The organism is Streptomyces winkii, assembly GCF_032248595.1.
Classification (GTDB): Bacteria; Actinomycetota; Actinomycetes; order Streptomycetales; family Streptomycetaceae; genus Streptomyces; species Streptomyces winkii.
In genome coordinates, this window is sequence record NZ_JASTTH010000001.1 from 971,100 (window position 1) to 985,908 (window position 14,809).

At 69.2% G+C, this 14,809-nt stretch carries 11 protein-coding genes and 1 pseudogene; all 12 read left to right on the top strand.

What is annotated here, in order from left to right; translation table 11 throughout:
- Window positions 1-293 precede the first annotated feature (293 nt).
- On the top strand, window positions 294-2,774 hold the full coding sequence (locus tag QQM67_RS04190; RefSeq protein ID WP_314172140.1) for a heavy metal translocating P-type ATPase: 2,481 nt from the start codon (window positions 294-296) through the stop codon (window positions 2,772-2,774).
- A gap of 238 nt (window positions 2,775-3,012) precedes the next feature.
- On the top strand, window positions 3,013-4,188 hold the full coding sequence (locus tag QQM67_RS04195; RefSeq protein ID WP_314172141.1) for a sigma-70 family RNA polymerase sigma factor: 1,176 nt from the start codon (window positions 3,013-3,015) through the stop codon (window positions 4,186-4,188).
- 176 nt (window positions 4,189-4,364) lie between these two features.
- Window positions 4,365-5,297: pseudogene (locus tag QQM67_RS30570) on the top strand (ABC transporter ATP-binding protein); the annotation flags it as partial.
- A gap of 302 nt (window positions 5,298-5,599) precedes the next feature.
- Window positions 5,600-6,370: an MlaE family ABC transporter permease gene (locus QQM67_RS04205; RefSeq protein ID WP_314172142.1), complete on the top strand. Its 771-nt coding sequence runs from the start codon at window positions 5,600-5,602 to the stop codon at window positions 6,368-6,370.
- A gap of 3 nt (window positions 6,371-6,373) precedes the next feature.
- Window positions 6,374-7,204: an MlaE family ABC transporter permease gene (locus tag QQM67_RS04210; RefSeq protein WP_314172143.1), complete on the top strand. Its 831-nt coding sequence runs from the start codon at window positions 6,374-6,376 to the stop codon at window positions 7,202-7,204.
- Between the two features lie 6 nt (window positions 7,205-7,210).
- Window positions 7,211-8,494, top strand: coding sequence for an MCE family protein (locus tag QQM67_RS04215; RefSeq protein ID WP_314172144.1), 1,284 nt, complete (start codon window positions 7,211-7,213; stop codon window positions 8,492-8,494).
- On the top strand, window positions 8,491-9,519 hold the full coding sequence (locus QQM67_RS04220) for an MlaD family protein (protein WP_314172145.1): 1,029 nt from the start codon (window positions 8,491-8,493) through the stop codon (window positions 9,517-9,519). Before QQM67_RS04215 ends, QQM67_RS04220 begins: the two co-directional genes overlap by 4 nt.
- On the top strand, window positions 9,516-10,514 hold the full coding sequence (locus QQM67_RS04225) for an MCE family protein (protein WP_314172146.1): 999 nt from the start codon (window positions 9,516-9,518) through the stop codon (window positions 10,512-10,514). Before QQM67_RS04220 ends, QQM67_RS04225 begins: the two co-directional genes overlap by 4 nt.
- Complete coding sequence (locus QQM67_RS04230; RefSeq protein WP_314172147.1) at window positions 10,511-11,674, top strand: MCE family protein; 1,164 nt, start codon at window positions 10,511-10,513, stop codon at window positions 11,672-11,674. The genes QQM67_RS04225 and QQM67_RS04230 overlap by 4 nt, the downstream gene beginning before the upstream one ends.
- A complete protein-coding gene (locus QQM67_RS04235; protein ID WP_314172148.1) occupies window positions 11,671-12,990 on the top strand; it encodes an MCE family protein in 1,320 nt (439 codons plus the stop codon). Before QQM67_RS04230 ends, QQM67_RS04235 begins: the two co-directional genes overlap by 4 nt.
- Entirely contained in the window at window positions 12,990-14,282 is a 1,293-nt protein-coding gene (locus tag QQM67_RS04240) for an MlaD family protein (protein ID WP_314172248.1), read from the top strand. The genes QQM67_RS04235 and QQM67_RS04240 overlap by 1 nt, the downstream gene beginning before the upstream one ends.
- Complete coding sequence (locus QQM67_RS04245) at window positions 14,255-14,809, top strand: hypothetical protein (RefSeq protein ID WP_314172149.1); 555 nt, start codon at window positions 14,255-14,257, stop codon at window positions 14,807-14,809. Before QQM67_RS04240 ends, QQM67_RS04245 begins: the two co-directional genes overlap by 28 nt.

Below are 14,809 nucleotides of genomic sequence, written 5' to 3' on the forward strand. Positions count from 1 at the left end.
TCTGCGCGTCGTGGGTTCGGCCGGGCTTCCGGGCCGTTCTCAGACCCACTCCCATGACCTTCACGGGAGTGCGATGCGCACGGCACCTCGGCAGACTGCTGCGTGACGACCCACCCCAGGCGTGGTTCCCGCGGGCAAAGACGGCCAGGTCTTCGAGGGTCCGCCGGCCCGCCAGCGCTCCGGAAGCAGCCCGTGGCAGATCGGGTCGAACGGGCCGAGCCTCAAGCGCGCTTCCAGCGAGCTTCGAGTGCCGCGGCAGGGCCGCTGGAGACCGAGCGGAAAAGGAGCCACGCATGCCTCACCCGGAGGACGACGACCGCGGTCGCACGCACCACACATCCGGAGTGAACGAGCACGGGCAGCGGGTCGTACTGGACGTCCGCGGCATGCTGCGCGCCTCGCAGCAGAGCACTGTGACCACCGTGCTGGAGCGTCGTCCCGGTGTTCTGGCGGTCGAGACGAACCCGGTCGCACAGACGGCCACTGTCGACTTCGACCCGCAGCTCACTTCCGTGACCGATCTGCGCCGCTGGGTGTCGGACTGCGGTTACCACTGCGCGGGCCAGTCCGTCCCGTCCCACATCTGCGACCCGCTGCTCGATCCCGGCCGTCGGCCTGCCGAGAGGCCCGCGGGCGAGCTGGCGGAGCACGAACACCCGGCGCCTTCGAAGCACGCGCCTCCGTCGCGTGAGGCGACAGAGCACGAAGGCCACGGTGAGATGTCGATGGCGACCATGGTGGCTGACATGCGCAACCGCTTCCTCGTAGCGGTGCTGTTCTCCGTGCCCGTGCTGATCTGGTCGCCGATCGGAGAGGCCATCTTCGGCCTGGACGCGCCGGTCCCGTTCGGACTGCGGAAAGACGAGTGGGCGCTGCTGCTCAGCCTGCCCGTGATCTTCTACTCGTGCACGATCTTCTTCGTCGGAGCCGTACGGGCCCTGCGCGCCCGCACCTTGGACATGATGGTGCTCGTCGCGGTCGCCGTCGGTTCGGGCTGGCTGTACTCCCTGATCATCACCCTGAGCGGCGGCGGTGAGGTCTTCTACGAGGCGGCCACTGTTCTGGCCTCGTTCGTGCTGCTGGGGCACTGGTTCGAGATGCGGGCCCGGGGCGGCGCCAACGACGCCATTCGTACACTGCTCGATCTCGCTCCTCCCAAGGCACTGGTTGTACGGGAGGGCGAACCGGTGGAGGTTCCCACCGCCGAGGTCGTGGTCGGGGATCTGCTACTTGTCCGCCCCGGAGCCAAGATCGCCGTCGACGGCACCGTGGAGGAGGGCGAGAGCGACGTCGACGAGTCGATGGTGACGGGCGAGAGCCTGCCGGTGCACAAGGCGCCGGGCTCGGAGGTGGTCGGTGCGACCCTCAACGCCAATGGCACGCTGCGGGTACGAGCAACCAAGATCGGCTCCGACACCGCGCTGGCCCAGATCGTCGAACTCGTCCAGCAGGCCCAGAACTCCAAGGCGCCAGGCCAGCGGCTGGCCGACCGGGCCGCCTTCTGGCTCGTGTTCGTCGCGCTGATCGGCGGGGTGGGGACCCTTGGCATCTGGCTGCTGGCCACCGACCGCACCTTCAGCGCGGCGATGCTCTTCGCCATCACCGTGGTGGTCATCACCTGCCCCGATGCCCTGGGGTTGGCCACCCCGACGGCGATCATGGTGGGTACCGGTCTCGGAGCCAAGCGCGGCGTGCTGTTCAAGAACGCGGACGCCCTGGAGACCGCGGCCGGCATCCAGACCGTGGTCATGGACAAGACGGGCACGCTGACCAAGGGCGAACCGGAAGTCACCGACGTCTTCGTGGGGCCGGGGACGGACGAGGAGGAACTGCTGCGGCTGGCTGGGGCGGTGGAGCGTGAGTCCGAGCACCCGCTGGCCCAAGCCGTCGTCCGTCACGCAGCGGACCACGCCGTGGAAGCCGTCAGCCCGCAGCAGTTCGAGAATGTGCCTGGTCACGGGGCGGTCGCGCTCGTCGACGGCCACCGGGTGGCAGTGGGCAACCGGCGCCTGGCCGAGCGCGAAGGTGCCGACCTCGGCCAACTGGCCCGACGCCGCGAGGAGATGGCCGGTACCGGCCGTACGGTCGTCATCGTCTGTATCGACGGCCGCGCGGCAGGCCTGATCGGCATCGCGGACGCGCCGCGGGAAACCTCGGCAGCCGCCGTCCGCGAGCTGCACGACCTCGGCGTCGAAGTAGCGATGCTCACCGGCGACAACCAGGCCACCGCCGAGTGGATCGCGCGCCAAATGGGCATCGACACCGTGATCGCCGAAGTCCTTCCCGGCGACAAAGCAGCCAGGATCGCCGAGTTGCAGCGCGGCGGCAGCAAGGTCGCCATGGTCGGCGACGGCGTCAACGACGCACCGGCGCTGGCCCAGGCCGATCTCGGGATCGCCATCGGTGCGGGCACGGACGTCGCCATCGAGACCGCCGATGTCGTGCTGATGCGCTCCGACCCGGGCGGTGTCCCGACTGCCCTGCGTATCGGCCGTGGAACCCTGGTGAAAATGCGCCAGAACCTCGGATGGGCCATCGGCTACAACACCATCGCCCTCCCAATCGCGGCCGGCGTATTCGAGCCCGCCTTCGGCCTGGTACTCCGCCCGGAGATCGCCGCGCTCTCCATGTCCGGCTCCAGCGTCATCGTCGCCCTCAACGCCGTGGCCCTGAAGCGGCTGCGGCTACGGGACGGACAGCCGTCCCCGCAGCAGCCACCCGGCCCCCTTGGTGTCCGTGCGGCAACTGCGAACACGGGATCCGGAAACACCTGACGTATCAGCACGGCTCCCACGCCACAGTCCCGGGCCGAACCGCCACACCATCCTCAGCGCCGCAGAAGCGCTCCACGGGACCGGTCCGGTCAAGCGGTGGCGGCCGGTGACTCGACGTCCGGTTCCCTGAAGGAATCCTCGCCGCTCACACCCCCTCCCCAGCGATGCTACTGAAGGGTATGGTCGGGCCGCCCACCTCCCGCACCCGACCCCGACCCCCGATGGCGCAGGGACTCAGATGACGATGGAGAGGGAAACCGGGTCGTGCGAAGGCTCGGTCGACGGTTCCGATGCACGCTGGCAGCGCATCTGGAGCGAACGTGAGCAGTTGCTCAAGGTGGCTCGGCGCCGGTCCGTATGCGTGGAGGACGCGGAGGATGCCGTGCACGAGGCCATGGTGCGGGCCTGGGAGAGACCGGACCTCGACGAGAGCCGGGTGGGTGCGTGGCTGACGACGGTCACCACGCGGCTGTGCGTTGACCGGTGCCGGCAGGTGAGCCGCGAGACAGACGTGCAGGGCCTCTTCTCCGCCGTGTCCTCCCAGTCCCCGGTGGAGGAAGCGGTCTGCGACCGCTTGGAGGCGAACTGGCTGGCGCAGCGCAGCAGCGAACTGCCCCCGAGGCAGGCACACGCGCTGTGGCTGAAGTCCTCGAACCTGGACGTCGCTCAAGTGGCCGAGGAGATGGGACTGAGCTACCGCACGGTCGAGTCGTTGCTCGCCCGTGGTAGACGGACGATGCGCCGACTGCTCGCCGGTGCGCTCGCGTTCGGGGGCTGGCACTGGCTGACGGGCCGGGCCCGTACGGGGGGCGGCGCGATGGCCACAGGTGTGGCGTCCACCGCCGCGACGCTGACGATGCTGGGGCTCCTCCCGCCCGGTGACACCCCGAGGGAGGCCGAAGGGCCACGGCCCGCGACCACGCGCCCCGTGACGCCGCCGGCGGAGCACCCGGACGGATCGGGAAGGTCCGCCGACGCCGTGGAGCCGGGATCGCGCGGGAGCGGAGCCGCCGGTGCCGGGTGGGCGCAGCCGGGCACGGGGCTGCCGGTGGCCGGCGTGTTCGCGCTTCCCGGTCCCGGGCCGGTGTCGGTCGGCGTACTGCGAGCGGACACGTCACCGGCCTGGTTCATAGGGGACGTCGGAGTCCCGCCTGAGATCCCGCACGCCTCGGTGCCGGGGCAGGACGCCTCCGTCCCGTCGACGGCGGCGCAGGGGACGGACGCGGCGGAGGCGAAGGTCCCCGCCGAACCACGGGCGTCCACGCCGGCGCGCCCCCGTACCGCCCCGGTCCCGGCGCCGAGGGCGGACGTACCGAAGCGGACGGCTCCCGGAACGTCGTCGGTGCGCACTCCGGTGGAGCCCTCAGCCCCGTCCGCACCACGGCTGGAGTCGTCGAACTGGGACCTCCCTTAGCCATCCGGCTCGCGCCCCCGCGCCCCTGACCGGGCCTGCGCGCCCGGCGCGCACCGGCCGGCCGGAAATCCCCGCACACCTAGAGAAAAATTCTCCGCCGGTCGCGACGGACGTCGTACCCCCCGCCGTAGAACTCGTGGCAGGACGGTTGGTCTACGGGCTGAAAGGTGGGCTGGATGGGGGTGGAGATCAGTGTGTCGGGGCTGACCAAGTCTTTCGGCAGACAGGTCATCTGGCAGGACGTCTCGCTGACGCTGCCCGCCGGGGAGATCTCGGTCATGCTCGGACCGTCGGGCACGGGCAAGTCCGTCTTCCTCAAGACGCTCGTGGGGCTGCTCCGGCCGGACCGGGGCTCGATCCACGTCGCGGGCCAGGACGTCACGCGGCTGAGCCGGCACGAACTGTACGAGGTGCGAAAGCTCTTCGGCGTCCTCTTCCAGGACGGTGCGCTCTTCGGCTCGATGAACCTCTACGACAACATCGCCTTCCCGCTGCGGGAGCACACACGTAAGCCGGAGAGCGAGATCAAGAGGATCGTGTCCGAGAAGATGGACATGGTCGGCCTCATCGGGGACGAGGACAAGCTTCCAGGTGAGATATCCGGCGGCATGCGCAAACGGGCCGGGCTGGCACGGGCGTTGGTGCTCGATCCGGAGATCATCCTCTTCGACGAGCCCGACTCGGGCCTCGACCCCGTGCGCGTCGCGTACCTCAACCAGCTGATCGTGGACCTCAATGCGCAGATCGACGCCACGTTCCTGATCGTCACCCACGACATCGCCTCGGCCCGTCAGGTGCCGGACAACATCGGCCTGCTCTTCCGCCGCGAGCTGGTGATGTTCGGCCCGCGTGCCCTGCTGCTGCACAGCGACGAACCCGTGGTCGGCCAGTTCCTGGGCGGCCGGATGCGGGGCCCGATCGGGATGGCGGAGGAGAAGGACGCCGCGCAGGTCGAGCAGGAACTGGCCGAGCTGAAGGCCGGAGACGGAGGCGGCCTGCTCAGCGACCAGAGAGCCGCGCTTGCCGCGGCATACGTACCCCGCCTGCTGCCCAGTGCGGGCATCGAACGGCCGCGACGGTGGGAGACGATCGCGGAGCTCGAGAGAGTCCGTGCGGCCAGGGTGGGTCCCGGGGCCGGCAGGCGCCGCAAGAGCGAAGAAGGCCGTGAGCCGGGCTCGAACCGCGGGACGAGCACGGAACTTGGCACCGGCACAGCGCCGCAGCTGGAGGCCGCCACGGAGCGGGACCGGGAGACCGGAACGGAGCCGGCCGGTCAGCCGGAAGGAGAGGAAGACCGCAGACCGGGCCTGTTCGCGCGCTGGAGAGCCGCCCGGAAGAGCGCCAAGGAGACCGCCGGGGAGTCCGCCGAAAAGGACGCCCCGGAGGCGGACCGGAAGCCGGACGGCACCACATGAAGATCTCCCCGACCACGGCGGTCAGGCACTCGGGCGACCTGTTCGCCCTCGCCCTGGACACCCTGCGCGCCCTGCCCCGACGCCCGTTCCAGCTGCGGGAGTTCATCCAGCAGGCCTGGTTCATCGCCAGCGTCACGATCCTGCCGACCGCCCTGGTCTCGATCCCCTTCGGTGCCGTGATCGCGCTGCAGATCGCAAGCCTGACGCGGCAGTTGGGCGCCGAGTCGTTCGCGGGCGCCGCGTCCGTGCTGGCGGTGCTCAGGGAGGCGTCCCCGATCGTCACCGCCCTGCTCATCGCCGGGGCCGGAGGCACCGCCATCTGCGCGGACTTCGGGGCCCGCAAGATCCGGGACGAGATCGACGCCATGGAGGTGCTGGGAATCGATCCGGTGCACCGGCTGGTCGTCCCGCGGACGCTGGCGGCGATGGTGGTCGCCGCCCTGCTCAACGGACTCGTCTCGGTGGTCGGCGTGGCCGGAGGCTACTTCTTCAACGTCATCCTCCAGGACGGCACTCCGGGCGCGTACCTCGCATCCTTCACCACGCTCGCGCAGCTCCCGGACCTGTGGGCGGGCGAGATCAAGGCGCTGGTGTTCGGAGCGATCGCCGCGATCGTCGCCTCGTACAAGGGGCTCAACGCCAAGGGCGGCCCAAAGGGCGTCGGTGACGCCGTCAACCAGTCGGTGGTGATCACTTTCATGCTGCTGTTCGTCACGAACTTCGTGATGACCGCCGTCTACTTCCAGATCGTTCCGCAGAGGGGGTAGGGGATGGCGCCGTCGGACAAGAGCCTTCTCGCCCGGCCGCTCCGCTCCCTGGAGGAGCTGGGCACCCAACTGGTCTTCTACGGGCGCTCGCTGGCCTGGAGCCACCGGACCCTGCGCCGGTACCGGAAGGAGGTGCTGCGCCTGCTGGCCGAGGTGAGCTTCGGCCGAGGAGCGCTGGCGGTCGTCGGCGGAACCGTCGGCGTGATCGCGTTCCTGACGTTCTTCACGGGCACCGAGGTGGGCCTGCAGGGGTACACCGCGCTCAACCAGCTCGGCACCTCCAACTTCGTGGCCTTCCTCTCCGCCTACTTCAACACCCGCGAGATCGCGCCGCTGGTCTCCGGCCTCGCACTGTCCGCCACGGTGGGCGCCGGGTTCACCGCACAGCTCGGTGCGATGCGGATCAACGAGGAGGTCGACGCCCTCGAGGTGATGGCCGTCCCGTCGCTGCCGTTCCTGGCGACGACGCGGATGATCGCCGGGTTCGTGGCGGTGATCCCGCTGTACGTACTCGGGCTGCTCTCCTCGTACTTCGCCTCGCGGACCATCACCACGCTCTACTACGGGCAGTCCGCCGGCACGTACGACCACTACTTCCAGCAGTACCTGTCGCCGGTCGACGTGCTCTGGTCCTTCGGGAAAGTGATCGTCTTCGCCGTCGTGATCATCCTGGTGCACTGCTACTACGGCTACCACGCCAAGGGCGGACCGGCCGGAGTCGGTGTCGCCGTCGGCCGAGGGGTGCGTACGTCCATCGTCGCCGTCAACGTCATCGACTTCTTCCTCAGCCTGGCGATCTGGGGCGCCAGCACGACCGTTCGGATTGCGGGGTAGCCGCCGATGCCGATGCCCGCCGCGATACACGGACGACTGTCGGCCGCCGCCCGGCTGCGGCTGTACGGAGTCGTCTTCCTCACTGTGCTCACCCTGCTGCTGTCGCTGACCGTCGCCGTCTACCAGCAGGCGTTCACGTCGGTCGTGCGGATCACGCTGGAGGCCGACTCCCTCGGCAACCAACTGCAGCGGCGCTCGGACGTCAAACTGCGCGGCCTGATCGTCGGCGAGGTCCGCGGTGTGCGGGCCGACGGGAGGAAGGCGACGCTGGACATCGCCCTGGAGCCCGGACAGACCAGGCACATCCCGTCGGACGTGCGCGCCCGGCTGTTGCCCAAGACGCTCTTCGGCGAGAAGTACGTCGACCTGATCACCACGGGCAGTTCCTCGAACCGGCACATCGAGGACGGCGACGTCATCACCCAGGACCGCACCAGGGCGGGAATCGAGCTCCAGAAGCTGATGGACGACCTACTGCCGCTCCTGCGGGCCGTGCGTCCCGGAGACCTCAACGCCACACTCTCCGCCTTCTCCACGGCACTTGAGGGGCGGGGAGAGAAGATCGGCTCCAACTTCGCCAGGCTGGAGGCCTACTTGCGCGAGCTCAACCCGCACATGCCGGCGCTCCAGCGGGACATATCCCGCCTCGCCGACACGACGGAGATCTATGCGGACGCGGCGCCCGATTTGCTGCGCGTACTGCGCAACACCGTCACCACCAGCCGGACGGTGGTGGAGAAGAAGCAGACCCTGCGGGCGTTCCTGACCGGGACCACGACCACGTCCGACACCCTCGACGGCTTCCTCGACAAGAACGAGGACCGTCTCATCACTCTGGGGCGGGTGTCCCGCCCCACGCTGGCCCTCCTGGACGAGTACTCCCCCCAGTACCCGTGCCTGCTGAACGGCCTGGTGGACCAGAGCAGGCGCTCCGACGCCGCGTTCAGGGGCGGCAAGATGCGGATCACGCTCGAGTTCGTACGGCCGCGCCCCGGCTACAAGCCCGGTGAGGAACCGCGCAACGAGGCCCGTACCGGTCCCTACTGCGCCGGGTTGCCGAACCCGCCGGTGCCGGCGCCCAACTACCCGTTCGCGGATGGGACTTCGAGCAAGCGGTCGGGGTCCGCCGCTGCGGGCGGACTCGGCCCCGTGTCGGGGACCGCATCCGAACAGCGGCTCATCGGGCCGCTCGTGGCACCGGTCATGGGCGAGTCCGCAGACGACGTGCCGCCGGTGGCCACCCTGCTGTTCGGGCCGATGGCGCGTGGGACCAAGGTGAACGTCGCATGAGCGCCCGCACGATCACCGGGCCCCTGACCAAGTTCGGCCTCTTCACCGTGGTGACGGTGGCGGCGACGGCGCTGCTCGCGGCCACCATCGTCAACTTCGACTTCGAGCCCGAGAAGACCTACACCGCCACCTTCAGCGACGTCACGAGCCTTGAGGTGGGTGACGACATCCGCGTGGCCGGAGTACGGGTGGGCGAGGTCGAGGACATCCGGATCGCGCACCGCAAGCTGGCCGAGGTCGAGTTCACCGTCACCGACAAGCGTCCGCTGTTGCGGAGCACGGGGGCCACCATCCGCTACCGCAGCCTGGTCGGCCAGCGGTACGTCGCCCTCACGGAAGGTGCGGGGAACGGATCGCGGCTGCCGGACGGCGGGCACATCCCGCTCTCCCGAACGCAGCCCGCGCTCGACCTCAACGTGCTCCTCAACGGCTTCAAACCCCTCTTCGCCGCGCTGAGTCCGCGCGACGTCAACCAGCTGGCAACGGAGATCATCAAGACGCTGCAGGGCGAGGGCGGCACCGTGGGCAGCCTGCTCGCGCACACCGCCTCGCTCACGACGACGCTCGCTCAACGCGACAAACTGATCGGCTCGGTCATCACGAACCTCAACACCGTGCTGGCCACGCTGGACAAGCGCAGCGCACGCTTCTCCTCCCTGCTCACCCAGCTCAGGCGGCTCATCTCCGGGCTGTCTGCCGACCGCAAGCCGATCGGCGACTCACTGTCCGACATCAACGATCTGACCGGCGCCACCGCCGGACTCCTGGAGGACGGCCGCCCGGCGCTGAAGACGGACATCGGGGAGCTGTCGAAACTCTCCAACACGCTGAACGGGCACGAGAAGACCGTCGAGGGCGTGATCCAGCGGCTGCCCGGCAAGCTCAACAAGCTGACCGGCACCGCCACGTACGGCTCCTGGTTCAACTTCTACCTGTGCGATTTCGACGGCAGGGTCGTGCTGCCGAAGACCGCCAAGGTGATCACTCCCGAGTACCACGTCGACCAGGGGAGGTGCGGCGGATGACCCTCTTCCGTGACCGCAGCCCCGTAAAGATCGGAATCGCGGGCCTCACCACCCTCGCGCTGCTCACCGCGGCCGCGTTCAACATCGACGACCTGCCGCTGATCGGCAGCGGCGACCACTACAGCGCCTCCTTCTCCGAGGCGGGCGGTCTCAAGCCGGGCGACGAGGTCCGCATCGCGGGGGTGAAGGCCGGCAAGGTCGACGAGGTGGCCCTCGACGGCGACCACGTCCGGGTGTCCTTCCGCCTCAGGGGCGACCCCGCGCTGGGCAAGCGCACCGGCGCCGCCATCCGCGTCAAGACGATCCTCGGCGCGAAGTTCCTCGCGCTGGAGCCGGACGGCCCGGGGCAGTTGGAGGAGGGCAGCACCATCCCGCGTTCCCGTACCACCCCCGCCTACGACGTGGTGGAGGCGTTCAGCGATCTGACGACCACCACGGAGAAGGTCGACAAGAAGCGGCTCGCCAAGTCCATGGACACCCTCTCCGCCACCTTCAAGGACTCGCCGGAGGAGGTCAGGGCCTCCATCAAGGGCCTGGCGAAGCTGTCGCGAACGGTCTCCTCACGCGACGCGAAGCTGCGTGAACTGCTCCGGCACTCCAAGGGCGTCAGCGGCGTTCTGGCCAAGCGGTCCGGGGACTTCACCGAACTGATCGACGACGGCGACAAGTTGTTCAAGGAGATCGACGCACGGCGGAAGGTCATCCACTCGCTGCTGAAGAACGCGGTGCGGATGAGCGTGCAGCTCTCCGGCCTGGTGAAGGACAACCGTGCGCAGATAGGCCCCGCCCTGAACCGCCTGCACACCGTGGTGCGGATGCTCGAACGCAACCAGAAGAGCCTCGACCGCAGCGCCGAACTGCTCGGCCCGTACTCACGCGTCTTCGCCAACACCCTCGGGAACGGGCCCTGGTTCGACTCGTACGTGCAGAACCTGGTGGCCGTGCCCGGGAGTCCCCGCGGCGGCCCCGACGTGAAGCCGGGAGGATCACGATGAAGCCTCTGCCTGCCGCGCTCGGCTCCCTGCACCGCCTGCGCGGCAACCCGCGCTCCGCGCTCGCGCTCGCCGTCGCGCTGGCGGTGGTCGCCGCGGCGGTGATCGTGGCATGGCCCGGGAACGACACCAAGAAGGTCACCGCCTACTTCGCCCGCACCGTCGGCATCTACCCCGGCTCAGACGTGCGCGTACTGGGAGTCAAGGTGGGCGAGGTCAAGGACGTCACCCCGCAGGGCAAGCGGGTCCGCGTACTCCTCGAACTCCCCGCCGACCGCAAGATCCCCGCCGGCGCCGAGGCGGCGATCATCAACTCCTCGGTCGTCAGCGACCGTTACGTGCAGCTCCTGCCCGTCTACCGGAAGGGCCCGGTGATGCCCGACGGCGCGGTCATCCCCCAGAAGCGCACCGCCGAGCCGGTGGAGCTGGACCGCGTCTACGACAGCCTCCACATGACGTCCGAGGCTCTGGGCCCCAAGGGGGCCAACAAGGACGGCTCGCTCTCCCGGCTCCTCGGCGTCAGCGCCGACAACCTCGACGGCCAGGGCAAGCAGGTCAACCGCACGGTCCACGACCTGTCGAAGGCCCTGACGACGCTCTCCGACGGACGAAGCGACATGTTCGGCTCGATCCGGAACCTCCAGGTCTTCACGGCCGCCCTCGCCGCCGACGACGGCAGCGTACGGTCCTTCAACGACAACCTGGCCAAGGCGTCGAAAACCCTCGCCGGGGAGCGGAAGGACCTGGTCGCCGCGGTGCGGTACCTGGCGATCGCCCTGCGGGACGTGTCCGGCTTCATCAGGGAGAACAAGAAGTCCCTCAGCTCCAACGTGCGGGGCCTGAGCAAGGTGACCCGCGTACTGGTCAAGCAGCGCAGCGCCCTTGAGGAGCTGATGGACGCCTCTCCCACCGCACTGTCCAACCTGAAGGAGGCGTACAACCCGTCCTCAGGCACGCTCGACACCCGGAACAACGCCGAACAGGCGCAGGATCCGGGCGCCGTGCTGTGCTCCCTGCTGAAGACGTCCGACCCGAAGACCGACTGCGGGGCTCTGAAGGACCTCTTCGACTCGCTTCCCGAGCTGCCTTCGGCCGGTGCCCCGAAGGTGGAGAAGCCCCGCATGGACCGGTCCCTCGGCGGAATCCTGGAGGGCCGCGCATGAACGCCGTGAACAGCACAGCGCACAGTGCGCCGCAGAACGCGGGGCAGCGAGCCGTCAAGACTGCCGTGGTCTGGGGCCTCACCGGATCGCTGCTGTCGGGCTGCACGTTCAGCGGGCTCTACGACGTGCCGCTGCCCGGTGGTGCCGCTGCCGGTGACGGTGCCTATCGCGTCACCGTCGAGTTCCGGGACGTGCTCGATCTCGTGCCGCAGTCCACCGTGAAGGTCAACAACGTCACGGTCGGCACCGTCGAGAAGATCCAGCTGGACGGCTGGCACGCGCGGGCCCGGTTGCGGGTGGCCGATCACGTGAAGCTGCCGGGCAACGCCGTCGCCTCGGTGCGCCAGACGAGCATCCTCGGCGAGAAGTACGTGGCGTTGTCCAAGCCCGGGGGAGTGAAGCGCCCGCACGGCAGGCTCCGGGACGGAGCGGTGATCCCGCTGTCCAGAAGCGGCTCCAGTGCCGAGATCGAAGAGGTCCTCTCCGCCCTCTCGGCGCTGCTGAACGGCGGCGGCGTGGCCCAACTCAAGATCATCACCACGGAGTTGAACCACGCCCTCGGCGGCCGGGAGGACCGTGTCAAGTCCCTCCTCAAGCAGCTCGACGAATTCGTGGGCGGCCTCGACAAGCAGCGCGACGAGATCGTGCGTGCGCTGAAGGGGATCGACAGGCTCTCCGCACGGATGAAGCGGGAGCGCAAGACGGTCGGCACCGCCCTGGACACCCTGCCGCCGGCCCTGAAGGTACTGGCCGACGAGCGGCGCAAGCTCACGAAGATGCTGACCTCCCTGTCGAAACTGGGGAAGACCGGAACCCGGGTCGTCAACGCGTCCCGCGACGACACGGTCGCGAACCTGCGGCATCTGGCGCCGATTCTCCGGCAGTTGAACAAGGCGGGCAGCGACCTGCCCGACTCCCTGGAACTGCTGACCACTTACCCCTTCCCACGCAACGCCGCGGACGCGGTCAAGGGCGACTACGTCAACATGAAGATGACGGCCGACCTCGACTTCGACAGCGTCTACGGCAATCTCGCCGACGGGAAGAAACCGAAGAAGCCCGGCCCCGGAACCCCGAAGCTGCCGGATCTCCCTGACTCCCCCGACGTGCCCGCTGTGCCCGACGTGCCCGACGTGCCGAACCTGCCCGGGGACGGCGGCGGAGACGGAGGGAGCGGCGGCGGGGGCGGAGCTCTGTGCCCGCCGCTGTGCACCGGCGACCCCGTCTCCTACCGGGAGCACGACGGGCAACCCCAGTACGGGAACGGGGTGTCCGCCTCTCTCGTGCGGCTCATGACAGGGGGGATGTACCCGTGATGCTCACCCGTACCGTCAGGGTCCAGCTCATCGCGTTCGCCACCGTCACAGCCGTCGGTGTCTCGTACGTCGGAGCCGAGTACGCCGGGCTGGCCGACCGCTTCACGGACCGCGGCTACACCGTGCGGGCCCGGTTCGCCGACTCGGGCGGGATCTTCAAGGGCGCCGAGGTCACCTACCGGGGGGTCCCCGTGGGCCGCGTGGGAGCGCTGAGACTGTCCGGACCGGACGGTGTCTCGGTCGAGATGAGGCTCGACGACGGCCCGCGCATCCCGTCCGACTCCCTCGCCGTGGTGGCCAACCGCTCGGCGGTCGGCGAGCAGCACGTCGACCTCCAGCCCCGCACCCGGAGCGGCCCCTATCTGAAGGACGGCAGCACCATCGCGCGGCGGGACACACGGGTGCCGCTCCCCACGACGGACCTGATCCTCAGCCTGGACCGGCTCACCGGCTCCGTCGGCAAGAAGGACCTCCGCGTCACAGTCGCCGAGTTGGGCAAGGCCTTCGCCGGAACGGGACCGAACCTGGGCCGTACGGTCGACTCGGGCGACAAGCTGGTCAAGTCCGCGACCGCTTCACTGCCGCAGACGATCTCGCTGATCGAGAACTCCGAGACCGTGCTCAAGACGCAGGTGGACAAGGGGTCGGCGATCAAGTCCTTCTCCCGCGACCTGGCTCTCCTCAGCGGCGACGTCAAGTCCGGGGACGGGGACCTCCGCAATCTGCTGGAGAACGGACAGAAGGCCGCACCGCGGATCGACTCCCTGATCAAAGCCAACGAGTCGGCCCTGCCCCTGCTGATCGGCAACCTCATCAGCGGCGGCCAGATCACCTCGGCCCGGCTGCCCGGGATGGAGCAGATGCTCGTCGCGTTCCCGCTCACCGTCGCCGGCAGCAAGACCGTCGTCCCCGGTGACGGCACCACGCACTTCGGGCTGGTCGTCAACGCCGACGACCCGCCCGCGTGCCGGCAGGGCTACGAGAGCACGAAGCGCCGTGACCCCTCCGACACCGGCGAGCGGCCCGCCAACACCTACGCCCGCTGCACGGCGCCACGCGGCAGCGGCACCAACGTCCGCGGGGCACAGAACTCTCCCCGGCCCTCCGGGTCGGGCGGAACCGACGGCGCTACGGGCGATCAGACCGCGGCACAGGTCAGCCCCTACGACCCGGAGAGCGGAACGGTCCTCGGGCCTGACGGACGAACCGTTCGCATCGGCTCCTCAGGCGGGGGACAGAGCACGTTCGGAAAGGACTCCTGGCAATGGCTGCTCGTTGGACCCATGGCATGACCCGCACCGCGGGCCGCACGGCCACCCGTCTCGTCAGCCGCCTGGACGGCACCGGGCGGACGATCACCGCGACGCTTGTCGCCGCGGCGGTAGCGCTGCTCGCGCTCTCCGGCTACTTCGCCCACCAGGTCTACGGACAGCACCAGGAGGAGCAGCGCCGGCAGGACGTCCTCTCCGCCGCACGGCAGACAGCGGTGAACTTCACGTCGCTGCACTACAAGACCTACAAGGCGGACAGCAGGAACGTCCTCAACGGCGCCACGGGCCGGTTCAAGAAGCAATTCTCCGCGCAGACCGAGGAGTTGACGAAGCTCGTCACCCAGAACAAGTCGGTCTCGAAGGGGCAGGTCCTGGAGGCGGGCGTCGTCCGGGCCGACGAGAAGACGGCGCGGGTGCTGGTCGTCGCCGACAGCACGGTGAAGAACATCTCCAACCCCCGGGGGGAGACGCGCAACTACCGCCTGCAACTCGACCTCGCGCATGAGCACGGACGCTGGCTCACTTCGAACGTCGAGTTCGTGGCCTGA